A 22,377-nucleotide genomic window follows, 5' to 3' on the forward strand; every position below is an offset into this window, starting at 1 on the left:
GGCGACTAAGCAGGCTTCGGATTTCAGCTAAAACCCGGATGCCTGCCATGACGAAAAACCAGAAAATCGATGAAGATGCTCTTGCCGAAGCCTATAATCGCGCGCTTGCCCTGGAAAAAGCGGGCGACATCGACGCAGCGGTGAAAGCCTACGAAGACGTTCTGGCAATCGATCCGGAAGACCATGGCGGGGCCGCTGTCCGCATCGCCTCCATGGGGCGTGGTGAAACACCGCCCAAGGCACCGGATGCCTATGTCGAAACCCTGTTCGACCAGCAGGCGGAAGCCTTCGAGGACATTCTGGTGGAACAGTTGGGTTATGCCGTGCCGATGGTGGTGCGCCAGCGCCTGCAAACACTCGAACTCGGCCCGTTCAAGCGCGTCCTCGATCTGGGCTGTGGCACCGGGCTGACAGGCGAAGCCCTGCGCGACATGGCGGACGATATCACTGGCATCGACCTCTCGGAAAACATGGTCGAAATAGCCCATGAGAAGGATCTCTACGAAACGCTCTATGTCGCGGAAGTCGAAGACTTTTTGGAAGACAACGACGACGCGCCGTTCGACCTGATCACCGCAACCGACGTCCTGCCCTATCTCGGCGCGCTGGAGCCGCTCTTTTTCGGTGCCTCGGAAAATATGGTGGATGGTGGACTGTTCATCTTCTCGTCGGAAACTTTGCCCGACGACGCGCTAGCTGGTCGCCCCTACATGGTCGGCCCACACCAGCGTTTCGCTCATTCGGAAACCTACATCCGAGAACGCCTCGCAGCCACCGGCTTCGACATCATCGAAGTTACCGACATCAACGTGCGCATGCAGGACGGCCATCCGACACCGGGCCACCTCGTGATCGCAAAACTCAAGGGCTGATGCGACCAAGGCCCTGACCGATGGTTCCCGCATCTGGTGCGGGAAACCACTTTGAGAAGCAAAGCTTCGTCAAATCACTCTTCGCCAGACTTTGCGTTGTCCAGAAGCATATAATCCAGCGGTAGTTCGGTCGTATACTTGATCTGCTCCATGGCGAACACAGACGACACGTCGCGAATTTCGATCTTGGCGATCATACGCTTGTAGAAGGCGTCATAGGCCGCGATGTCAGGCACGACAACGCGCAACAGATAATCCACGTCACCGCTCATGCGGTAGAACTCGACAACTTCGGGAAATTCGGAAACGACTTCGGAAAAGCGCTTCAACCATTCGATCGAATGGGATGCCGTGCGGATCGATACGAAAACCGTGACTTTCGTGTTGACCTTGGCAGCGTCCAGAATAGCCACGCGACGGCGGATGACGCCATCCTCTTCCATTTTCTGGATTCGGCGCCAGCACGGCGTCGTGGAGAGTCCCACTTTCTTGGCCAGATCGGCAACAGCCAGCGTGGAGTCTTCTTGCAGAATACGCAGTATTTTTCGGTCGAGGCGGTCCAATCTACTCTCCTCCAGAATTATTTTCCTCTGTTTACACTAAATAAAAGAGAAAAAAAGAAATTTGTTTCAAAACCGTAGCCTTTCCACACTCTGACGCAACACTGGCAACAGCTCCTCCTCAAACCAGACATTTTTACGCAACCACGCGCTGTTGCGCCAACTCGGATGCGGTAGCGGCAGAACGGGTACGTCTTGATTGGAATACAGTGCGCTGCGCCAGTTCTGTACTGTCTGCGTCATTGTCTTCATCCGGCGCGCACCCAGATGCCAGGCCTGCGCATATTGACCGATGGCAACAATCAGTTCGATCTGCGGCATCGCGCCTAAAACCGTTTCGCGCCATTGCGGCGCGCATTCCCGCCGTGGTGGCAAGTCGCTGCCCTTGGCATCATAGCCGGGAAAACAGAAGCCCATCGGTACGATCGCGAACACATCCCGATCGTAGAAGGTCTCGCGGCTGACATTCAGCCAGTCGCGCAAACGGTTTCCCGAGGCATCGTCGAAGGGCAACCCACTTTCATGCACACGCAAACCCGGCGCCTGGCCAGCAATCAGAATTCTGGCCTTGCCTGATAGGACCGCGACGGGACGAGGCTCATGCGGCAAGCGATTCTCAAAGCCTTTCGCTGGCGCATCACGACAGATGCGACACTGCGCAATATCATAGCGCAGCGCCCCAAGCGCCTGCTCTCGTCCCGACCCAGCCGACATCACACCACCTCACCACCCCAGGACATGACGAACCAGGCTGAGCACGCTGGTAAGCGGCACGTCCATGTCAGCGGCTTTATGCTCGCGACGCCAGTCTCTGGGTTGCTCGAAGGTCCCCGACCAAATTCCTGCGCGCCGTGCCTGTGCCTGGCTCTGTTCATCGCCAAACAGGAAATATTCCGTGGTAACGGCAAACCCCGCCGCCACGACCTGCCCCGCCACATCCTGATCATTCACCGCGCAGCGCACCAGCAAACGCTTGTATTTGTCTCGGTCGTTACCAGAACACGCGACGTCTCCGCTCTGAATGACAGCAGCCAGATAGGCCTTGGCGTCCCTACCGCAGGCCCACTCACCCTTGTCGCTCTGGCAGCTTTGGCTCATCTCAGGCGCGTCGATACCAAGCAGCCGAAACCGTTTGTCATCGAGCGCAAGAGTGTCCCCATCGACCGCATAAAAGCGCCCGGCGAACCGCTCCTCGTTCGCGCCGTCCAGCCGCGCGGCAATCAGAATGCCCAGCACCATCATCAGAATGAAGATGAATCCGTCCCTGATGGGCCTGAAACCCCGGCCTGACTTTCGTCTCATGTAAGAACAAACCCTTTTTAAAAATGGCAAACAAATCCTTTAGCAGCAGCATCTTCTTAAGATTTTCCGTCTAGCCTGCAAGTCCATGCATTATCCGCGTTGTGTACAATGAGTAAGAGCGCTAGCACCACTGCCGACAAGAATATCGTCGACCGGTCCCGGACGCGGCGCAACAAGGCTGTGTTCGACACGGTCCGGTTGACGCGTGAGCGCTTGCAATACGGGCCTGTGGGCACAGGTGTCTTCGAGCGCGACATGCTGCAAATGCATGTGGTCGAAACGCTGCAAAGCGCAACGATCATGCCTCTCTTCATCGTGCTGGCAACAGGCGTCGGCATCTACATCAGCCGCGATCCGCAAATCGTCGGCTGGGCGGTGCTTGCCTTGTCTGCCCACGCGCTGGCGCTGTTCTTTGCGCGAAAGGCGTCGCGCCAGGATCTCAACCCCACAAACCTCAACACCTGGCACAACATTTTCCTCACCACGCAGATCATTATCGGCCTGATGTGGGTTTTGTTCGCGCTACAGAAAATCGAGCCTGGCGACCCCTCGCTTATCATGTTCTACAAGGGATCGACCCTGTTGATCGCTTTATCGATCACCTCGATGTCGAGCTCTCTGTTACGCCGCTCGATGCTGATGACCTTTCTACCGGTCCTCGTTGCACTGTGCGTGACCGCAGCACTGTCGCGAAATCCGATGGAAATCGGCCTTGCACTGATGTTTTCCATGGCAATGCTGTTTTGCCACCACGTCACCAAGCGGCTCTATCTATCGAACCTGAAGCTGCTGTCCTACCAGTCCGAAAAGGACGATCTGATTGCGGAGCTGGAAGTGGCCAAATCCATGTCCGATGAAGCCCGCCGGCGTGCCGAAGAAGCCAACATGGCAAAGTCACGCTTTCTGGCATCCATGTCGCATGAGTTGCGCACACCGCTCAATGCCATCCTCGGATTTTCCGAAGTCATGGCGTCGGAGGTCCTGGGGCCGCTCAACAATCCCCTCTATAAGGAGTATTCCGGCGATATCCACCGCTCAGGCCAGCATCTTCTCGATCTCATCAACGAAATCCTCGACCTGTCCCGCATTGAAGCCGGTCGTTACGATCTGCAGGAGGAAGCCATCGGCATCCTGGAGATTGCGGAGGATTGCGTGGGCATGATCCAGCTGCGCGCGCGCGCCAAGAACATCCGCATTTCCCAGCAATTCGAAAACACCTTGCCTCACGTTTGGGCAGACGAGAAAGCACTTCGTCAGGTGATACTGAACCTGTTGTCGAATGCCGTGAAGTTCACGCCGCAGGGTGGAGAAATCTCGATCAAGGCAGGGTGGACCGCCAGCGGCGGCCAGTATGTCTCCATCAAGGACAATGGTCCCGGCATTCCCGAAGATGAAATTCCGGTTGTCCTGTCAGCCTTCGGACAGGGCTCTATCGCCATCAAGAGTGCCGAACAGGGAACAGGCCTCGGCCTTCCCATCGTTCAGGCCATTCTGTCCAAGCATGACGGTCAATTCGTCCTGAAATCCAGATTGCGCGAGGGAACCGAAGTCATCGCTATCCTGCCGGCCAAACGGGTGCTTCAAAGCATTCCCGCTGTCGAGGACGTTCCCGTCGTCCAGCCGCGCAGACGTTCTTTCGCTTAAAGCAGAACGATGGACAGGAAAAACGTGTCCACGAGCGAATAGAGCAGTACGCCACCATTTGCGACCAGCATGCAGAAGACTGCAAAGGAACCGAGATCCTTGGCATGCCGGGCCGCAGACGAGAACTCCGGCGACACCCGGTCGACAATCTCCTCGATGGCCGTATTGAGCGCTTCCACTGCAAACAGAACCAGCGTCAGTCCTGTAAAAATCATGTAATGCGCAAGCGGCGCATCGATGACACTCAGCAGCACCAGCCCTGCCCCGAAGGCCAGCACCTCATGGCGAAACGCAGCCTCCTGCCATAGGCGCGCGAGCCCTTGGGCTGAATAACGCGCGGCGGCAAACAGGTGCCTGAACCCGGTCTCTTTTTGAAAGACCGGCTCTTTAGGAGGCGGGATGTTGAGATGGTCCATCATGATCTCAGTGATCGGTGCGGGTATCGACACCAGCCGCTGCAAACGTCGCCATTCCAGAATGACACGCGGCTGCGGATTTGACGATGCCGGCAGCAAGAGCGGCGCCGGTGCCCTCGCCCAAGCGCATACCGAGCGCCAGAAGCGGCGTCTTGCCCAGTCTCTCGACTGCCGCGAGATGGCCCGGCTCACCCGATACATGGCCGATCAGGCAATGGTCGAGTGCTGCCGGATTGGCAGCCTTGAGCAGTGCCGCTGCCGCGGTCGCGACATAACCATCGATCAGAACCGGAATTTTCTCCACCCGCGCAGCCAGGATGGCACCCGCCATCGCAGCGATTTCACGCCCACCCAGACGACGCATGATTTCCAGCGGATCGGAGAGATGATCCCTGTGGAATTCGACAGCCGCTTTTACGGCGGCAATCTTGCGCGCCATGACATCGCCTTCGGAACCGGTGCCCGGACCCGTCCACTCCTCGGCGGTGCCGCCATAAAGAGCCAGATTGATCGCAGCGGCAATCGTGGTGTTGCCGATGCCCATTTCGCCGATACACAGAAGATCGGTACCACCGGCAATCGCCTCCATGCCGAACGCCATTGTGGCGGCACAGTCGCGCTCGGAAAGCGCTGGTTCGCAGGTGATGTCACCTGTCGGATAATCCAGTGCCAGATCGAAAATCTTCAGGCCAAGATCGTGGGTAACGCAAATCTGGTTGATGGCGGCGCCACCGGCGGCAAAGTTTTCCACCATCTGCTGCGTGACGGAGGACGGGTAAGGCGTGACACCGTGACGGGTGACGCCGTGGTTTCCGGCAAAGATTGCCACCAGCGGCCGATTTACCGCAGGCGCGCGACCTGACCACGCGGCCAGCCACATCGCGATTTCCTCAAGACGTCCCAGCGAACCGGCGGGCTTGGTGAGTTGCGCGTTGCGCTCCTTGGCAGCGACGAGCGCAAAAGTATTCGGCCCCGGCAAATCGCGCAGCAGCGTACGAAAATCATCAAAAGGCAATCCGCTCATGCTCATGATATCGGTCTTTCTGGTCGCGCCGGACGCTTGTGTTTTCCGGCAAATCGGTCTTTGTTGCGCTTCTCATAATCGGGGATGCGCAGAGGAACAACCTCAAATACGATCGGCATCTCCTCACGGACTGGAGAGACGGTTGCGGACTGGCAATTATCTGACGGATATCATGCGATCACTGGCCTTTCTCAGCCGTATCCCCGTGCACGATGTCTTTTTTGAAGACGATCACCGCTCGATAGCGCAGTCGTCTCGCGTCTTCCCGTTGGCTGGCATTCTCATCGCCATCCCGTCTGCCTGTGTGGCAGCAATACTCGTCTCGAATGACGCAGACCCCCTTCTGTCGGCAGCCCTCGTGCTAACCATCGCAACTCTGATAACCGGCGCGCTGCACGAAGATGGCCTTGCCGATACGGCTGACGGTTTCGGTGGTGGGAGTTCGAAAGAACGTGCGCTGGAGATCATGAGGGATAGCCGCATCGGCACCTATGGCGCCATCGCCCTCATCCTCTCCTTCGTCTTAAGGGTGGCAGCCCTTGCCGCACTGATGAGAGAGCTATCGGCACTGGGTATTGCCATCAGTCTCATCGCCGTCGCCTGTCTCAGCCGTGGTGCCATGGTCTGGCATTGGCAATCCCTTGCCCCCGCTCGACCAAGCGGAGTTGCCGCATCGGCGGGCCAGCCAGACGAGACGCAGAGAACAGGCGCACTGGGATACGGCTTCGGTATCGCGGGCGTAATCGCCATGAATTATTATTCGCCGTTTCCCTTCGTCATTGCCCTCGCAGCGCCTTTGGCCGCCACGTATCTCTTCAATCGATACTGCAACCACAAAATCCACGGACATACCGGCGACACCATCGGCGCAACCCAGCAGATCACGGAGATCGTGATGCTCGCCGGGCTTGCTCTGATCGTCTGATGTGAAGATATAAACCAATGGAAACGCCTTGCATAAACGTCTGTTCGCTCGATCCCGATGATGGCCTGTGTGTGGGCTGTTATCGCACGATCGACGAGATCATGGGTTGGTCCGGCTATGGGGATGCAGCACGCAGCGCCATCATGAACGAGTTGGCGAACCGCATGTCGAGCCGCAACGCTAAAAACACCGGGGAGACCGAGACCGTATGAACAGGCTGACCTTTGTTTTTCTGATCCTGGGCATCGGTCTTGCTCTGCTCATCTTCAATAATGATAGCGGTCGCACATTCGGCATCGCCAATGACGATTTCGCACATTTGATATATCTCGCACCCATAGCGGCCCTCCTATCGGTCGGCATACTGCAGGGCAATCGCGGTGGCTTCGGCACCGCCATCCGCCAGATGGCCATCTGGCTCGTCATCATTCTCGGTCTCGTCGTCCTCTATCTCTACCGCTACGATTTCCAGCGTGTTGGAGACAGGGTGCTGGCCGGGCTCATTCCGGGTCGCGCTGTCGTCGTCACCACCCAGGACGGTGGGCAGGAGGTCATCATCAACAAATCCATGAACGGACATTTTGAAACCGACGCGCTGGTCAACGATACCAGCATCCACATGCTCGTCGATACCGGTGCAAGTTCGGTGGTCCTATCGAGCGAAGACGCAGCAGCGGTTGGCATCAACGTCGAAAGCCTGGATTACTCCGTTTCGGTCATGACGGCCAATGGCCGCACATCCGCCGCTCCCGTCAGCTTGCGACAACTCGCCATCGGCCCGATTGTCAGACGCAACGTGGAAGGCCTCGTTGCACAGGAAGGCCAGCTCGACCAGAGCCTCTTGGGTATGACATTCCTGTCCACGCTTGGCTCGCTTCAAATGCAGACGGACGAGCTGAGACTGCGCGATCAGTGAAGCCGGACTGCCCGGTCTACAACATTAGAACTCGAAAATCTGGCGGAACACACCCGGTGCGATCAGCGATAGCGGATTGATCACAAGACGCGGCGTGTCCGTCTGTCCTGTCAGCTTGAAGGTGATGCCGAGCAGGCCGCGATCCTGACCGTTTCCGAGGAATATGCCGATGAAGGGCAACTCACCGAACAGCCGGTTGAGACCATAGGCCGGCATGAAGGTGCCGGTCATATCCATATTGCCGTTTTGATCCTTGACGATGCCCTGGAAGGTCGCGCCTATCTGCTCGCCACGCACAACCCCGTTTTCCAGCGCAAGCGTGCCGTTGACATAGACGACCCGCGCAAATCCGCGCTGGAATTTCTCCGAGCTGACATCGATGTTGCGCCGAACGGCTGTATTGAGGCTGCGGCCATCCTGCCCTGTCGGTGTGGCGACGATATCCTGAAGCTTGGCCTCGTTCACGACGGCAAAATTGCGCATATCGAGAGACCCGCTCCAGTCGTTTCCGTTGGCCGTCGTCAGTGCAAGGTTCAGCAGGCCGCCACGCAGGCGCGAATAAAGGTTTGTAAACCGCACGAACGATCCGGCATCGCTGGTCGTCACGTTGATCGTCCCGCCATCGCCGCGGTTGATGGTCTGCGCCACAAGAGCCTGGCCACGGCTGGTAACACCCTTGAGGTCGATGGTGCGCAGCTTGCCATTGCGAAGATTGACATCGGCATCGACGTTGCTCATCACCTCATCGTTGAAGCCATAGACTTTGTCTATCTGCGCCTTGATCGAGAAAGAGCCGAAATCGCCATCACCGGACCCGGATCCGCTACCGCCACCGCCATTTGGCGCGGAGTTTCGAAGCTTGGCGATCAGTGGCCTCAAATCGATGGACTTGCCATTGGCATTGATGGTGTAGTTCTTGCGCGAAGAGGACACAGCCACCGCGAAATTGTCCTGCGGTGATAGTTGGAAGCGTGAGAAATTCGCAGAGATCAATCCACTCTTGTCGAAGGAAAGCTCGCCGTTGGCGCCGAAACCGTCGCCCTTCAACGAGAAGTCACTGATATTGGTGCGGCCATCCACCACTTCGACCGTAAGGGATGCCGTCGCCGCGATACCGGGGCCCTTTGTCCAGCCTATACCGGGCAGAACAAGCGAGGCATTGGACAGGTCAAGTTTCACGCTCTGGCGCTTCGGGTCGCTCCCGTTGATCTCCAGCAGCGTCGTGCCGCTAATAATCTTTCGAAGCTCCGGTGCGAGTTTAGCGATCTGCGCCGATTCAAGCGTTGCCTTGAGCATCAGTTGGCGGGCAACTGTACTGGACTTTCCAACCGGCTGAACGAGATCGATATCCATTGCCACATCGTCGATCCGCCCTTTGCCCTTCAAGCGCAAGGCCTGCTGGTCGATCGTCAGCGGCCCGTTGACACCAGACACGGTGCGACCGGCAAAGGGTCGTGTCAGTGCGACATCTTCGAGATCGAGGCGCGCCGACCACACCGGCGGTGGCGGGTTCTGGGTGTTCAGGAGACCCACCGTCAGCTTGACATTCGCCTTTACCTGCCCCGCAAAGTCTCCGGGTTTGAACTCAGAATCCTTCAAGGCATTGAGCGGCCGGAACGTCGCCATCTCGGCCACGGCATCCGCAGCACCGGAGAGGTTGAGATCAAGATCGGCCATCAGCGGCTTCTCATAGACCGACTGTATTTTGAACCTGCTGTTTTCGAGCGTCAACGTTCGGTTGGACGGAGAGAACGACGTCGCCTTAATGATATCGACATCAATCGTTTCGCCCTTCAACTCGAAACGAGCGGAGGCATCGCGCAAAGGCGGAATGTCGCCTGCGACACTGAGACGGGTATTTTCCACATCGAACTTGATCTGCAACTCGTCACCAGAAAGCTCCATCGGGCAACCGGGGCCACACATCTTGCCCTGAGGTATAAACACAGAGATGGAGCCATTGCGAACGGTGCCGCCATAAAGGTTTGAAATGACCCAGGGTCGGGCCTTTCGCGCCATCCAGAACGGCCACAGCTGCTTCACAGCCGTTGCTTCCATCTGCGCAATCTGACCGCCGAAACTGATTTCCGGCGAACCGACACCGAACTTCACTTTCAACGAGCCAGCCATATCGCCGAGCGGACTTTTGACATAGAGCCCAGGAATATCCAGGCTGCGCGTTGTTTTATTGAAGGTGCCATCGGCCGTCAGATCGAATGACACGGGTGGTTCACCGCCCGCCTCGGCCACGGCCTGCGCACCTTCCAGTTTCAGCGAGAGATCGAAACCTTCAGGATTATCCTTGATGTTTGCACGAAGCGGTAGAACGGACTGGCCGAAGGTGAAGCCAGAATTGTCCAGAGCAATCACGTTGCTGTCGAAATCGTAGTGAGCATTGATGCGGCCGCCCGACACCGGTTGCGCGTCGCCGCCAATATACAACTTTCCATCGCCAATGCCCGCCGACACCGACAGTGCGGGCTTCGCGTCAGCGCGCTCACGGCTGCCGAGAATGTTCAGGCCCGCTTTTACGTTGAGGCCCTGATGCATCAATCCTTCAGGGTCGTGCAGCTCCAGAAGCGGTCCAATATCGAACCCATCGAGCCTGGCACTGAAAGTGTCGATGCCGCCATTGGCACCTTTCGCTGCCAGCGCAAGGGTGGCAACCTCACCGTTGAACGCCACACTACCGTCCAGCGCGTAACCGCCCTCACCGTCTGGCACCAGCGAAAGCTCCTGCAGCACGATGGTCCGTGCACCACCGTCCTGTTTCGGTGGAAGACGGATCGAAATATCCGACAGATCGATCTCGTCCGTGCCGCTGCTTTTGAACGTCTGCGCAAAGGTATCCAGCGCCTTGAAGGCGATGTTCAGATAGTTAGGCAACGCATCGACACGCAGTTTCGCCATGTCAATGCCCTGCCCTTTCGGCAGCAGGGCTGTGTCGAGTTCCATGCCGGTCGCTTCGATGCTTTGAACGGAGACGCGACCTGTAAGAAGCGCCAGAGGATCGAGCGCCATACCGATCGCACGGGCGCGGCTCATATGCTGGCCGGTGGCCTGCTCGATGATGTCGACATCCTGCGCCACCAGTGCCAGCTGAAAGCCCGATGCAAACCGAACCGATGTGGAGCCGATACGCGCTTCGTAACGTGAGCCCAGCGCATGTTCCAGCGCCTGCTTGGCCTGCGTCGAAAGCGCGTTGTCGACCGAGCCCGTCTCGATGGATAAAATGATGCCACCGATGGAGATGAAGGCCAGAACCACCAGCGCTGCGAAAACTTTGAGGAGCGATCGCATCATGGAACGCGGCGCGGGGCAATGAACGATGATGGGATCTTCAATTTGGGCAGACGGCATCGCATGCAGCGGCTGGATATCGCGCTTGTTGAAACTTACCTTCTCGCCACGAATTTCCGCCATTCGCCGTGCCTGCTCCCGGAATTGCCACGGCCATGAAATTACCATCACGGCCTGTTCGGAGTGACGGTTCAACCAATCACACCGTCTGACTCGCCACAAGACTGGACGAAGCGCTTATTCGGTATATATCGAATAATGGCCCATTTACTCAACAATCCGGCGAAAGAAAGGTCACCCATGACAGATTTGAAAATTGGCGATATTGCACCGGATTTTACCCTCCCCAGAAACGGCAGCGGAGACATCACACTCTCGAGCCTCAATGGCAAATCCGTGGTACTCTACTTCTACCCCAAGGACGACACATCTGGCTGCACAGCGCAGGCCATCGACTTCAGCGCCATGGGCGGCGATTTCGAAGCCGCCAATGCCGTGGTGATCGGAATCTCGCCTGATTCGGTCAAGAGCCACGACAAATTTGCCGCTAAACACTCCCTATCTGTCATGCTGGCCTCCGACGAGGAGCGCAAGGTTCTGGAAGCCTATGGCGTCTGGAAGGAAAAAAGCATGTATGGCAAAAAATATATGGGTGTTGAGCGCACGACCTACCTCGTGTCACCAGACGGCAAGATTGCCCATATCTGGAACAAGGTAAAGGTTCCAGGCCACGCCAAAGCCGTTCTCGAAACCATCAAACAGCTCTAGGGAGCAGCCCGGCTCCGCGAAGTCAAAACTTCGTTAACCTTAACAAATTACTATCCAGTCGAACGACAATAGGCTGGAGGATGGATTTTGACGGGAGCGGGTAAAAACCTGGCATTTGGCAAAAAACGCCAGCAGCACGTCTTGATTCTTGCAAGTGGCGACAAGGTGCGCCACTTCACCATTCGGCCATGGCTCGCCGCGACCGGCCTTTGCCTCGCTGGCCTTTTGAGCGTGGGCTATATCGGCGCAACGGCCTATCTCATGCTGCGCGACGATCTCGTCGGAGCCACCATCGCCCGCCAGTCCCGCATGCAAACGGAATATGAGGACCGGATCTCCGCCCTGCGCGCACAGGTAGACCGCGTCACCTCAAAGCAGATGCTCGACCAGCAGGCCGTGGAGCGCAAGGTCGAGAAGCTGCTTGCGCAGCAAAAGGACCTCACCTCCCGCCATGGCCGCATGAGCGAACTTCTGGAGCGCGCCGAAAAATCGGGCGTATCCGACACGCTCGATCAGGCACCGCCGGTCAAAGCCTATTCACCAGACAAAAGAGCCAGCCTCTCCGGCGCATCGAAGGCAATCGACACTGTCCTGTCGTCGTCCTCGACCAGCCTGAAAGGCAGTATCGGCTACACCTCCAAAAGCGAAAAACTGTCAGATCGCAGCCTTTCGATGATGATCACTTCCCTCAGCAAGGTCGAGAATGAGCAACTGACGCGAATCGCCTCACTGACGACAGGCGCCGAGACCAAGGCTGACGCCATGGCCGACATCATCCGCCGAACCGGTATCAAGATCGACGATTCGGCATCCCAAAATATCGGTGGTCCCTTCGTGGAGCCGATGACATCAAGCGCTGCCACGTTCGAAGAACAGCTCGGCAACCTGGATACGGCACTCAACCGGCTGGAGACCGTGCGCGGTGCCGCCGTGTCGCTGCCCTTCGGAAACCCCGCCCCCGGACGTGAAATTTCCAGCCGTTTCGGAAACCGCATGGACCCGTTTCTGGGTCGTCTGGCTTTGCATGCCGGTATCGATTTTGTCGCAGAAACCGGCGCCAACGTACACACGACAGGTGCCGGAACGGTCTTGAGCGCTGGATTTTCCGGCGGTTACGGCAATATGGTGGAAATCGATCATGGCAAAGGCATCACCACACGATATGGTCACATGTCGCAAATTCTCGTCAAGGAAGGCGACAAGGTCGCGCTCGGCGACGTCATCGGCAAGGCGGGCAGCACGGGTCGGTCGACCGGCCCGCATGTCCATTACGAAGTGCGCCTGAATGACAATCCGGTCGATCCGGCTCGTTTTCTGGTTGCCGGAACCGAGCTGAAAACCTATCTTCAATAGAACAGTCGGCGCGATACCGCGGTGGTTATTGATAAGGATACAATTGCCAGTCCCACTGCAAACAGTGCGGCAACCTGTATTATTTTGGGATAAATCCCTGTTTCCTTGACTTTCTGGCTAATTCGGCCTATTTCGCCGCTACAGTCTACGGCGTCGCCGTTATGACGGCTAAGTGTTCTTTTCGAACCAACACGGAAACAGTTTTTCCTTTGACAACATTCTCTGATCTTGGCCTGAGCCAAAAAGTTCTTTCTGCTATCGAAAGTGCCGGCTACACGATACCGACACCTATTCAAGAAGGCGCGATTCCACCAGCGTTGGAACGACGCGACATTTGCGGCATCGCGCAGACGGGTACGGGGAAGACCGCATCCTTCGTATTGCCGATGCTGACCCTTCTGGAAAAAGGCCGTGCGCGCGCAAGAATGCCGCGAACCCTCATCCTTGAGCCGACACGCGAACTCGCCGCACAGGTGGCTGAGAACTTCGAAAAATACGGCAAGAACCACAAGCTCAACGTGGCCCTTCTCATCGGTGGCGTATCCTTCGACGAACAGGATCGCAAGCTGGAGCGCGGCGCAGACGTTCTCATCTGCACCCCCGGCCGCCTGCTCGACCATTGCGAACGCGGCAAGCTTCTGATGACCGGCGTCGAAATCCTTGTGATCGACGAAGCTGACCGTATGCTCGACATGGGCTTCATCCCCGATATCGAACGTATCGCGAAGATGATTCCCTTCACCCGTCAGACGCTGTTCTTCTCGGCGACCATGCCGCCGGAAATTCAGAAACTGGCCGACCGCTTCCTGCAGAACCCGGTTCGCATCGAAGTCGCCAAGCCATCGTCCACGGCAAAGACCGTCACGCAGCGCATCGTCGCCACGCATGACAAGGACTACGAGAAGCGCGCCATTCTGCGCGACCTCATCAATGCCCAGACCGACCTGAAGAACGCGATCATTTTCTGCAATCGCAAGAAGGATGTCGCTGACCTGTTCCGCTCGCTGGAACGTCACGGCTTCTCGGTCGGTGCTCTGCATGGCGATATGGACCAGAACTCGCGCACGAAAATGCTCGCGGGCTTCAAGGACAATCAGATCACCCTGCTCGTCGCGTCCGATGTTGCGGCTCGTGGCCTCGATATCCCTGATGTCAGCCACGTCTTCAACTTCGATGTTCCGATCCATGCGGAAGACTACGTTCACCGCATCGGTCGCACGGGTCGCGCAGGCCGCTCCGGCGCTGCGTTCACGCTCGTCAACCGCCGTGACACGAAATATCTCGACGCCATCGAAAAGCTCATCAATGAGAAGATCGAATGGTTGAATGGTGACCTGACCGCCCTGCCGGAACCGATGGAAAGTTTCGCTTCGGAGCGTCCGCGCCGCGGCAAGGAAAAAGACCGTGAACGCGGTCGTGGCCGTGACAGAAACCGTCGCGATGCCGCTCCCCAGGTTCAAGCCGCAGCACCGCAGCCAGACATCGAAGAAAAAATCATTCAGCCAGCTGCCATCATAGAGATCGCGGCCAATGGAGGCGACAAGTTGAAGGCAGAACGCAAGCAAGAAAGAGCACCTCGCAATTTCGAGCGTAACCACAATTCGGCGCCACCTGCCAACGATGACAATCGCCGCCGGCACTACCGCGATCACGATGACGGCCCGACACCGGTCGGCTTCGGCGACGACATTCCTGCTTTCATGCTGATTGTCGCGACCGCAAAAGCCTGACCATGAAGCCCGGCATCGATTTTCCTGGTGTCGGCGCAGGCCTTGTCATCGAACGCGATGGCAAGGTGCTTCTCTACAAGCGCGTGAAGCCGCCCGAGGCAGGGCATTGGAGCATTGTGGGCGGCAAGGTCGACCACATGGAAACCGCACACCTCGCTGCAAAACGCGAGGCCGAGGAAGAAACCGGCCTGACGATCGGTGACGTGCGCTTCCTGTGCCTCAGCGAGCAGATCCTTCCGGCCGACGGCCAGCACTGGCTGTCGCTTATCTATCTGGCTGACGACATCCAGGGCGAACCCAGCCTAACCGAACCCGATAAGTTGTCAGATATGGGCTGGTTCGCGATGGACGACCTTCCTCAGCCCCTCTCCCTTTTTGCCCGCGATGCCTTCCAGCATCTGCGCGATGGCAAGGCGTAAACCAGACTGACAAGCCTATAGTGCTGAAAATGCGCGAAAACTTCTGCTGGATGGACGTTTAAAAGGCATTGCCTCTTTTGCAAACCGTCCGGTGTCGATAAACATCGCATGACAGCAAGAGGAAAATCCCCGCGCCATGCATTTCATTCGCCTGCTCACAGTTGCCGCCAGCCTATTTCTGGCGGGTACAGCAAGTGCCGCGACCATCGGTGTCGTCGCGCCGCAGAGCGGACCGTATGAGATGCTCGGCGTGCAAATTCGCCAGGGCGTCAAGATCGCTGCGGCGAAAATCGGCCTCGATATCATGGAAATTCACGAAAGCTGCGAAGAAGGAAGCGGCGGCGCCATTGCCGACGGGTTGGTGGCTGCAAAGGTCAGTATCGTCGTCGGCTTCCTGTGCACCGAAACCCTGCCGGACGCGTTGCCAACCCTGAAAAACGCCGCCATTCCCGCAATTACCCTGTCGAGCCGCGCGTCAGGCCTTATGGAAGACACGCTCAAGCGCGACTGGCCGCTGTTTCGCCTGGCACCATCAGAGGATGATGAATCGGAAGCCGTGATCGCCGCGATCCTGCGCGACTGGAAGGCTCACTCTTTCGGTCTGATCGATGACGGCACCATCTACAGCCGCGAACTGGTGGATAAAATCCGCGCGAAGCTGGAAGAATCAGGCCTCAAGCCGACATTCACCGATACGATTCGCCCTGCGCAGGAACATCAGGTAGCCCTCGTAAGACGCTTGAGCCGCACTGGCATCACCCACGTTTTCATCGGCGCAGAGCGGAATGATGTCGCCATCATTGCCCGCGATGCCGCAGCGGAGAATGCGCCACTCACCATTCTCTCAGGCGATACGATGCGGGCGGCCAACACCCCGGTCCCGATGCCTGCTGGCGTGCTCGCCCTGACCCTACCAGATGCATCGACGTTGCCCTCGGCTGCCGATGCGGTGAAGGCGTTGCGAGCCGCCAATGTGGAGCCAGAGGGATACACCCTGCCCGCCTTTGCCGTGACCCAGATCGCCGCAAAACTCGTCGGGCTCACAAAGTCGGAAGGCAAGCCAGCCCCCACGCTTCTGGTGGGTACCACATTCGAGACCGCACTCGGCCCCATCGTTTTCAACGACCGGCACGAGCTTCAGACCAACCCTTACCGTCTCCAACAGTGGAACGGGACGGCTTTCGTACCTGTGGAACGTGCCGAGCGTTAAGAGCAATTGCATGAGCTGTGATTGTTGATGCGACGCATCGGTGCTAAATGCGCACAATAAGAGACCGATGGCGAAGGACTATTTCCAAACTCCGTCAGCGTCTCACATGTTTATTCTAGGAGCTTTGCAGATGCCTCTTCCCGTGCGGATTGCCCCCTCCATTCTTGCCGCCAATTTTGCAAAACTTGGACAGGAAGTGGCCGATGTAACGGCAGCCGGCGCCGACTGGATTCATCTCGACATCATGGACGGCCATTTCGTGCCGAATATCTCGTTCGGTCCGGATGTCATCAAGGCACTGCGTCCGCACAGCCAGGCCTTCTTCGATTGCCATCTGATGATCGCGCCCGCCGACCCCTATCTCGAAGCCTTCGCCAAGGCTGGCTGTGATGGCATCACGGTTCACGCCGAGGCAGGCCCGCATCTGCACCGTTCGCTGCAAACCATCCGCTCACTAGGCAAAAAGGTTGGCGTCACGCTCAACCCGGCCACCCCTCTGTCGGTTCTGGAAAATGTGCTGGATGATGTCGATCTCATTCTCATCATGAGCGTCAACCCCGGCTTCGGCGGGCAGAAATTCATTCCCGCCATGCTCGACAAGATCCGCGCCGCCAAGTCACTGATCGGAGACAGGCCGATCGAACTGGAAGTCGATGGCGGCATTACCATAGCGACAGCCGGAAGCGCCATTGCCGCCGGTGCCAACGTCCTGGTTGCCGGTTCAGCGATCTTTAAAGGCGATGGCGTGGAAGACTACCGCACGATGGTCAGCGCCGTACGCGCATCCGCAGAACAGGGTCGCAGTTAAGCGGCTCATCCTTTCCTACACCTGCCCCTCGCCACATCGTTCCCGGCCCTCGTATGCGTTGAGATTGCCGGAACACTTTGCTAAAGGGGCAGACATATTCCTTCCTGAGAGAAAGTCATTGCCATGATCCCTCGTTACTCCCGACCGGAAATGGTCGCAATCTGGTCGCCGGAAACCAAGTTCCGCATCTGGTTCGAAATCGAGGCACATGCCTGTGATGCTCTGGCGGACATCGGCGTCATCCCAAAGGAAGCAGCAGAGACCATTTGGGAAAAGGGCGGCGCTGCGGAGTTCGACGTTGCGCGGATCGATGAGATCGAAGCCGTCACCAAGCATGACGTCATCGCCTTTCTGACGCATTTGGCCGAATTCGTTGGCCCCGACAGCCGCTTCATCCATCAGGGTATGACCTCGTCTGACGTGCTGGACACGACACTGAACATTCAGCTCGTGCGCGCTGCCGATCTTCTGATCGCGGATATGGACCGCGTTCTCAACGCGCTGAAGACCCGCGCCTTCGAACACAAGGACACGGTCCGCATCGGTCGCAGCCACGGCATTCATGCCGAGCCGACGACGATGGGCCTGACGTTTGCCCGCTTCTATGCCGAGATGGACCGCAACCGCGCCCGCCTCGTTGCAGCCCGCGCGGAAATCGCAACCGGCGCTATTTCCGGTGCTGTCGGCACCTTTGCCAATATCGATCCATCGGTCGAAGAACATGTCTGCAAGGCGCTGGGTCTCACTCCAGAGCCCGTCTCCACACAGGTGATCCCACGCGACCGCCACGCCATGTTCTTCGCAACGCTCGGTGTCATCGCATCGTCCATCGAAAACGTCGCCATCGAAATCCGCCACATGCAGCGCACCGAAGTTCTGGAAGCCGAAGAGTTCTTCTCTCCGGGCCAGAAGGGCTCGTCCGCCATGCCGCACAAGCGCAACCCGGTGCTGACCGAAAACCTGACGGGCCTTGCGCGTCTCGTGCGCATGTCGGTGGTGCCCGCCATGGAAAACGTTGCCCTGTGGCACGAGCGCGATATCAGCCACTCTTCGGTTGAGCGCGCCATCGGCCCCGACACGACGATCACGCTCGATTTCGCATTGAACCGTCTGGCAGGCGTTGTCGAAAAGTTGGTCATCTACCCGGACAACATGCTCAAGAACATGAACAAGTTCCGCGGTCTCGTTCACTCGCAGCGCGTTCTTCTCGCCCTGACGCAGGCTGGCGTTTCCCGCGAAGACAGCTACCGTCTCGTTCAGCGCAACGCCATGCGCGTCTGGGAAGAAGGCAAGGACTTCCTGGAAGAGCTGCTCGCCGACGAAGAGGTGCGCGCCGCGCTGCCGGAAGACAAAATCCGCGAGAAATTCGATCTGGGCTATCACACCAAGCACGTCGATACGATTTTCAATCGCGTCTTCGGCAAGGCTTGATGTCGAAAGACTTTCATCCCTTCTTCCGTCATCCTCGGGCTGGTCCCAAGGATCTAATCACGCGTCTGCGGATGCGACGTGCGTAGATCCTCGGGACAAGCCCAAGGATGACGGGGAGAGGATTTACCGCCACGACACAAACCGTCACCTTGATTCCACTCACAATCACACCGAGATATGCGGCATGAAAGCATCCGAAGCAGATATCCTCATCGTTCCCGGCTACACCAATTCCGGCCCCGAACACTGGCAAAGCCGCTGGCAGGAGAAGCTCTCCACCGCACGCCGCGTGGAGCAGTCAGAATGGTCCAAGCCGGTCCGCGAAGACTGGGTGGCAAAGCTTGTTGAAGAAGTGAACGCCTGCACCAAGCCCGTGGTGCTGGTGGCGCATTCGCTTGGCGTGCCAACTGTGATGCATGCCCTGCCCCAGATCAAAGATAAGATAGCCGGTGCGATGTTCGTTGCCCCGCCTGACGTCGCAAACCCGGATATCCGTCCCAAGCACCTGATGACGTTTGGCCCATACCCGCGCGATCCCTTGCCATTTCCCACGATCACCATTGCCAGCCAAAACGACCCATTCGGTACCTACGAACATGCGGGCGATATTGCCAATGCCTGGGGCTCGACATTGATCGATGCGGGGATGTCAGGCCATATCAATGCCGAATCGGGTCACGGCCCCTGGCCGGAAGGCACGATGGTGTTCGCGCAGTTTATCAGCAAGCTGAAACCGCCTGCCAGATTTCACAACTGATTCCATTGAATATCTGCGCGAAGGCGCGATTATCACTTGTAACACAGAATTTTCTACACCTCCCTTTTAACTACAGCTTAAGTCTGCAACAATAACCTGTGAAATAGGCAGCGCGCTTTTGGGTGCGTTTTAATCGTTTTAACGGTGGCAGGATCGTGTGAACCAAGATCTCTTGCTGAAAGATATTCTCGACGCCCTGCCTGTTCCTGCCATCCAGATCTGGCCCGGCGGTGACATAGCCTACCTGCCGCCAAACGCACCCTCTCTGCCCCATTGCAGCGACCCTGCCCATCTCCTGGATTTTATCCACTCCGACGACAGAGTGCGCGTGGCCGAAGCCCTCGATTTGCTTGCGGGTCGATCACCTGCAACGTTGGAGGTCCAACTTGAGGGCATACCGTCTGACCCGCGATACGCGCTCCTGTCTCTCTCCTTCCTCCAGGTAGGCGATCTTAAAACCGTTCTTGTCCAGTTCACCGATGTCACACCCCAGAGGGTGCGCGAACAGGAGATAGCGCAGCGCGAAAGCCGCTGGAACAGCGCGCTGGTCAGTTCGCTTTCGGGCGTGTGGGACCAGAACTTCATCACCGGCGAGATGTACGGCTCGGAAACATGGCGCGCTATTCGGGGCATGACGGCAGAGGATGAGATCGAGACCGATTTCGAGCGCTGGGTGGACTTGATCCATCCCGATGATCGCGAACACACACTCCACTGCATCGAGAGGCAGAACGCAGGCGACCCGGCCTATACAGCATTCCAGTATCGCGAGCGGCACAAGGATGGCCACTGGGTATGGATCGAATGTCGCGGGGCCTGTGTCGAGCGTGACGAATACGGCAAGGCCGTGCGGATCGTGGGCACGGATACCGATGTGTCTGAACGCAAGGCGACGGAAAACGAGATGGAGCGCATATCGCGCCATCTGAAAGTCGCGCTCGAGGCCTCGCAGGTCGGCGTTTTCGAAGTCGATTTCGACGCTGGCGAGACGATCTGGGACAACCGCATGTGTGAGATATACGAGGTTGATCCCGCCACACCCGTGAAAATCGGCGGCCTGTGGGAAACACGCGTCCACCCGGATGATCTGGCACGTGTTGATACCAATGTATCAAACAAGATCAGAGAGCTTCAGCCCTTCTCGGAAGAGTATCGGATCGTCAGGGCGGATGGTTCGCTCCGCTATGTGCGTGCGCGTTCGCTCCCTTTCGTCGATGAGGATGGCCGCAAGAAGATGATCGGCGTGAACTGGGATGTGACAGCGGATGTGCAACTGCGCAACGAGTTGGAACGCGCCCGCATGCTGGCAGAGGCACGCGCCTGCGAACTGGAAGCTGCCAAGCTGAGCATCGAGCACAATGCGATGCACGATTATCTGACGGATTTGCCCAACCGCCGCTATCTCGACACCATTCTGGAACGCCGAACCCTGGCGGCCGATCGAACCGGTCCCGGCATCGCCGTCTTGCATATCGGGCTCGACCGTTTCAAGCAGATCAATGACACGCTGGGCCACCGCGCCGGCGATGTGATCCTCAAGCACGTCGCGGACATGCTGCGCAGAAACCTGAAGACCAACGAGTTCATCGCCCGCATCGGCGGCGACGAATTCGTACTTCTGTCACCCTTCAACGGCAACACCCGCAAGATTGCGTCCATCGCAGACAGACTGGTGAAGGAGCTGCGAAAGCCTGTTCTGTACGACGGGCAGGAGTGCCGCTTCGGTGCCAGCATCGGCATCGCCTGCGGCATGGACCCGAATTTCGATTACAAGCAGCTTCTGCTCAATGCGGATATGGCGTTGTATAATGCGAAAAAAAGCGGACGCAATCGCTATGATTTCTTCTCGTCCGATACACAGGATTGGCTGATCAACACCAAACGAGTCTCAGACGAAATCCTGACGGCACTGGAGCGAGACGAGTTCGTTCCGTATTACCAGCTCCAGTTCGATGCCCATACGCTGGACATCTCCGGTGTCGAAACGCTGGCGCGCTGGAACCACCCAGTAGAGGGTATCCTCGCCCCCGACAAATTCCTGGATATCGCCGAAGACCTCGACGTGGTCGCCGCCATCGATGGCGTCATTCTGGAAAAAGCGATCATCGATTTCAAACGTTGGCGTGTGGATGGTCTGCCCATACCAAAGGTGTCGGTGAACGTCTCGGCAAGGCGCCTGCATGATCCACTGCTGGCGAAAACACTGGACGGGCTCAAGATGGAGCCGGGAACATTGTCCTTCGAGCTGCTGGAATCGATTTTTCTGGACGACAGCAACGAGATCGCCCTTTCGAACCTGCAAAAACTGCGCACGCTTGGCATCGATATCGAAATCGACGACTTCGGCACCGGCCACGCCTCGATCATCAGCCTGTTGAAGGTCAACCCCACAACGCTCAAAGTCGACCGGGAGCTCGTGAAGCTCGCTCCCCAATCCATCGAGCAGCGAAAGCTCTTGGGCTCCATCATCGATATCGGCCATTCCCTGGGCATCAAGGTCATCGCCGAAGGGGTGGAGACCGCAGACCATATCCGCATACTTCAAGACCTAAACTGCGATTCGCTTCAGGGATACGCCCTGTGTCGCCCGCTTCCGGCCGATCAAGTCCGCACCTTTGTGACAAATGAAGGCTGGAGAACCGCACCCTTCGCCATTCAGCGATCTTTACGGGCCATGGAACACGCCGCAACACTCCCAAAATGAAGACCGCATATGGACAACACAGCTATTGCTAAGGTCCACCATGCGAATAAGACAAATGAATATCCTCTGACTGCGTTGCGAGCATCTGTCATCCGGCATGCATATTTTGCACATTTTTCAACATCGGCATAAATTTAGCCGTGTTTTACTGCTTGTTATTATCGCACATTCTGCCGAAATCGTTTTTGGTAGAAATAAACCTGTTGAAAAGGCCCGACGGCGGGACGACCGTCTCGTA

At 57.5% G+C, this 22,377-nt stretch carries 20 protein-coding genes; 14 read left to right on the top strand and 6 right to left on the bottom strand.

What is annotated here, in order from left to right:
• Nucleotides 1-47 precede the first annotated feature (47 nt).
• Complete coding sequence (locus RMR21_RS07860; RefSeq protein ID WP_498667337.1) at nucleotides 48-872, top strand: class I SAM-dependent methyltransferase; 825 nt, start codon at nucleotides 48-50, stop codon at nucleotides 870-872.
• Nucleotides 873-946: 74 nt separating this feature from the next.
• Here the strand turns inward: RMR21_RS07860 and RMR21_RS07865 are convergent, their stop codons facing one another.
• From RMR21_RS07865 to RMR21_RS07875, 3 genes are all read right to left on the bottom strand, one after another.
• Complete coding sequence (locus RMR21_RS07865; protein WP_045230318.1) at nucleotides 947-1,435, bottom strand: Lrp/AsnC family transcriptional regulator; 489 nt, start codon at nucleotides 1,433-1,435, stop codon at nucleotides 947-949.
• A gap of 66 nt (nucleotides 1,436-1,501) precedes the next feature.
• Nucleotides 1,502-2,146, bottom strand: a complete 645-nt coding sequence (locus tag RMR21_RS07870; protein ID WP_498667339.1) for a uracil-DNA glycosylase family protein — start codon at nucleotides 2,144-2,146, stop codon at nucleotides 1,502-1,504.
• 9 nt (nucleotides 2,147-2,155) lie between these two features.
• A complete protein-coding gene (locus RMR21_RS07875; RefSeq protein WP_498667340.1) occupies nucleotides 2,156-2,734 on the bottom strand; it encodes a thermonuclease family protein in 579 nt (192 codons plus the stop codon).
• A 108-nt stretch (nucleotides 2,735-2,842) separates the two neighbouring features.
• Between RMR21_RS07875 and RMR21_RS07880 the strand changes: the two genes are divergently transcribed.
• The gene (locus tag RMR21_RS07880) at nucleotides 2,843-4,378 is read left to right on the top strand and encodes a sensor histidine kinase (RefSeq protein ID WP_498667341.1); all 1,536 of its coding nucleotides are present in this window, start codon (nucleotides 2,843-2,845) and stop codon (nucleotides 4,376-4,378) included.
• Here RMR21_RS07880 and RMR21_RS07885 read toward each other — a convergent pair.
• Both RMR21_RS07885 and cobT read right to left on the bottom strand, forming a co-directional pair.
• Nucleotides 4,375-4,794 carry a diacylglycerol kinase gene (locus RMR21_RS07885; protein WP_498670113.1) on the bottom strand — a complete coding sequence of 140 codons (420 nt, stop codon included), beginning with the start codon at nucleotides 4,792-4,794 and terminating at the stop codon, nucleotides 4,375-4,377. The two genes, RMR21_RS07880 and RMR21_RS07885, sit on opposite strands and share 4 nt — an antisense overlap.
• Nucleotides 4,795-4,801: 7 nt before the next feature.
• The gene (cobT, locus tag RMR21_RS07890; RefSeq protein WP_498667342.1) at nucleotides 4,802-5,824 is read right to left on the bottom strand and encodes a nicotinate-nucleotide--dimethylbenzimidazole phosphoribosyltransferase; all 1,023 of its coding nucleotides are present in this window, start codon (nucleotides 5,822-5,824) and stop codon (nucleotides 4,802-4,804) included.
• A 136-nt stretch (nucleotides 5,825-5,960) separates the two neighbouring features.
• On the opposite strand from cobT, the gene RMR21_RS07895 reads away from it, so the two are divergent.
• From RMR21_RS07895 to RMR21_RS07905, 3 genes are read left to right on the top strand one after another with little or no spacing between them, the layout of a single operon-like run.
• Nucleotides 5,961-6,743 carry an adenosylcobinamide-GDP ribazoletransferase gene (locus RMR21_RS07895; RefSeq protein WP_498667344.1) on the top strand — a complete coding sequence of 261 codons (783 nt, stop codon included), beginning with the start codon at nucleotides 5,961-5,963 and terminating at the stop codon, nucleotides 6,741-6,743.
• 17 nt (nucleotides 6,744-6,760) lie between these two features.
• Entirely contained in the window at nucleotides 6,761-6,955 is a 195-nt protein-coding gene (locus RMR21_RS07900; RefSeq protein WP_498667345.1) for a DUF1289 domain-containing protein, read from the top strand.
• Nucleotides 6,952-7,659, top strand: coding sequence for a TIGR02281 family clan AA aspartic protease (locus RMR21_RS07905; protein WP_498667347.1), 708 nt, complete (start codon nucleotides 6,952-6,954; stop codon nucleotides 7,657-7,659). The genes RMR21_RS07900 and RMR21_RS07905 overlap by 4 nt, the downstream gene beginning before the upstream one ends.
• 24 nt (nucleotides 7,660-7,683) lie before the next feature.
• On the opposite strand, the gene RMR21_RS07910 is transcribed toward RMR21_RS07905, so the two are convergent.
• Nucleotides 7,684-11,082 (bottom strand): YhdP family protein, encoded by a 3,399-nt coding sequence (locus RMR21_RS07910; protein ID WP_498667348.1) that lies wholly within the window; start codon nucleotides 11,080-11,082, stop codon nucleotides 7,684-7,686.
• A 177-nt stretch (nucleotides 11,083-11,259) separates the two neighbouring features.
• On the opposite strand from RMR21_RS07910, the gene bcp reads away from it, so the two are divergent.
• The 9 genes from bcp to RMR21_RS07955 all read left to right on the top strand — a co-directional run bounded on the left by bcp (nucleotide 11,260) and on the right by RMR21_RS07955 (nucleotide 22,139).
• Nucleotides 11,260-11,727, top strand: a complete 468-nt coding sequence (bcp, locus tag RMR21_RS07915) for a thioredoxin-dependent thiol peroxidase (RefSeq protein WP_498667350.1) — start codon at nucleotides 11,260-11,262, stop codon at nucleotides 11,725-11,727.
• Nucleotides 11,728-11,814: 87 nt separating this feature from the next.
• Nucleotides 11,815-13,080, top strand: coding sequence for a peptidoglycan DD-metalloendopeptidase family protein (locus RMR21_RS07920; RefSeq protein WP_498667351.1), 1,266 nt, complete (start codon nucleotides 11,815-11,817; stop codon nucleotides 13,078-13,080).
• A gap of 161 nt (nucleotides 13,081-13,241) precedes the next feature.
• On the top strand, nucleotides 13,242-14,810 hold the full coding sequence (locus RMR21_RS07925; RefSeq protein ID WP_498667352.1) for a DEAD/DEAH box helicase: 1,569 nt from the start codon (nucleotides 13,242-13,244) through the stop codon (nucleotides 14,808-14,810).
• Between the two features lie 2 nt (nucleotides 14,811-14,812).
• A complete protein-coding gene (locus RMR21_RS07930) occupies nucleotides 14,813-15,229 on the top strand; it encodes an NUDIX domain-containing protein (RefSeq protein WP_498667354.1) in 417 nt (138 codons plus the stop codon).
• A 136-nt stretch (nucleotides 15,230-15,365) separates the two neighbouring features.
• Nucleotides 15,366-16,439 (top strand): branched-chain amino acid ABC transporter substrate-binding protein, encoded by a 1,074-nt coding sequence (locus RMR21_RS07935; protein WP_498667355.1) that lies wholly within the window; start codon nucleotides 15,366-15,368, stop codon nucleotides 16,437-16,439.
• A 130-nt stretch (nucleotides 16,440-16,569) separates the two neighbouring features.
• A complete protein-coding gene (gene rpe / locus RMR21_RS07940; protein ID WP_498667356.1) occupies nucleotides 16,570-17,247 on the top strand; it encodes a ribulose-phosphate 3-epimerase in 678 nt (225 codons plus the stop codon).
• Nucleotides 17,248-17,370: 123 nt separating this feature from the next.
• On the top strand, nucleotides 17,371-18,678 hold the full coding sequence (purB, locus tag RMR21_RS07945) for an adenylosuccinate lyase (RefSeq protein WP_498667358.1): 1,308 nt from the start codon (nucleotides 17,371-17,373) through the stop codon (nucleotides 18,676-18,678).
• 184 nt (nucleotides 18,679-18,862) lie between these two features.
• Nucleotides 18,863-19,435, top strand: coding sequence for an RBBP9/YdeN family alpha/beta hydrolase (locus RMR21_RS07950; protein ID WP_498667360.1), 573 nt, complete (start codon nucleotides 18,863-18,865; stop codon nucleotides 19,433-19,435).
• Nucleotides 19,436-19,592: 157 nt separating this feature from the next.
• The gene (locus RMR21_RS07955; protein ID WP_498667361.1) at nucleotides 19,593-22,139 is read left to right on the top strand and encodes a sensor domain-containing protein; all 2,547 of its coding nucleotides are present in this window, start codon (nucleotides 19,593-19,595) and stop codon (nucleotides 22,137-22,139) included.
• Nucleotides 22,140-22,377: the final 238 nt, after the last annotated feature.

Source organism: Agrobacterium sp. rho-8.1 (assembly GCF_033957725.1).
Classification (GTDB): Bacteria; Pseudomonadota; Alphaproteobacteria; order Rhizobiales; family Rhizobiaceae; genus Agrobacterium.

Excerpts from the sequence above, each read along its gene's own strand:
- RMR21_RS07860 (WP_498667337.1), top strand. The coding sequence starts at position 48 with ATGACGAAAAACCAGAAAATCGATGAAGATGCTCTTGCCGAAGCCTAT.
- RMR21_RS07870 (WP_498667339.1), bottom strand. The coding sequence starts at position 2,146 with ATGTCGGCTGGGTCGGGACGAGAGCAGGCGCTTGGGGCGCTGCGCTAT.
- RMR21_RS07875 (WP_498667340.1), bottom strand. The coding sequence starts at position 2,734 with ATGAGACGAAAGTCAGGCCGGGGTTTCAGGCCCATCAGGGACGGATTC.
- RMR21_RS07880 (WP_498667341.1), top strand. The coding sequence starts at position 2,843 with ATGAGTAAGAGCGCTAGCACCACTGCCGACAAGAATATCGTCGACCGG.
- RMR21_RS07885 (WP_498670113.1), bottom strand. The coding sequence starts at position 4,794 with ATGGACCATCTCAACATCCCGCCTCCTAAAGAGCCGGTCTTTCAAAAA.
- cobT (WP_498667342.1), bottom strand. The coding sequence starts at position 5,824 with ATGAGCATGAGCGGATTGCCTTTTGATGATTTTCGTACGCTGCTGCGC.
- RMR21_RS07900 (WP_498667345.1), top strand. The coding sequence starts at position 6,761 with ATGGAAACGCCTTGCATAAACGTCTGTTCGCTCGATCCCGATGATGGC.
- RMR21_RS07905 (WP_498667347.1), top strand. The coding sequence starts at position 6,952 with ATGAACAGGCTGACCTTTGTTTTTCTGATCCTGGGCATCGGTCTTGCT.
- RMR21_RS07910 (WP_498667348.1), bottom strand. The coding sequence starts at position 11,082 with ATGGCGGAAATTCGTGGCGAGAAGGTAAGTTTCAACAAGCGCGATATC.
- bcp (WP_498667350.1), top strand. The coding sequence starts at position 11,260 with ATGACAGATTTGAAAATTGGCGATATTGCACCGGATTTTACCCTCCCC.
- RMR21_RS07925 (WP_498667352.1), top strand. The coding sequence starts at position 13,242 with ATGACGGCTAAGTGTTCTTTTCGAACCAACACGGAAACAGTTTTTCCT.
- RMR21_RS07930 (WP_498667354.1), top strand. The coding sequence starts at position 14,813 with ATGAAGCCCGGCATCGATTTTCCTGGTGTCGGCGCAGGCCTTGTCATC.
- RMR21_RS07935 (WP_498667355.1), top strand. The coding sequence starts at position 15,366 with ATGCATTTCATTCGCCTGCTCACAGTTGCCGCCAGCCTATTTCTGGCG.
- rpe (WP_498667356.1), top strand. The coding sequence starts at position 16,570 with ATGCCTCTTCCCGTGCGGATTGCCCCCTCCATTCTTGCCGCCAATTTT.
- purB (WP_498667358.1), top strand. The coding sequence starts at position 17,371 with ATGATCCCTCGTTACTCCCGACCGGAAATGGTCGCAATCTGGTCGCCG.
- RMR21_RS07950 (WP_498667360.1), top strand. The coding sequence starts at position 18,863 with ATGAAAGCATCCGAAGCAGATATCCTCATCGTTCCCGGCTACACCAAT.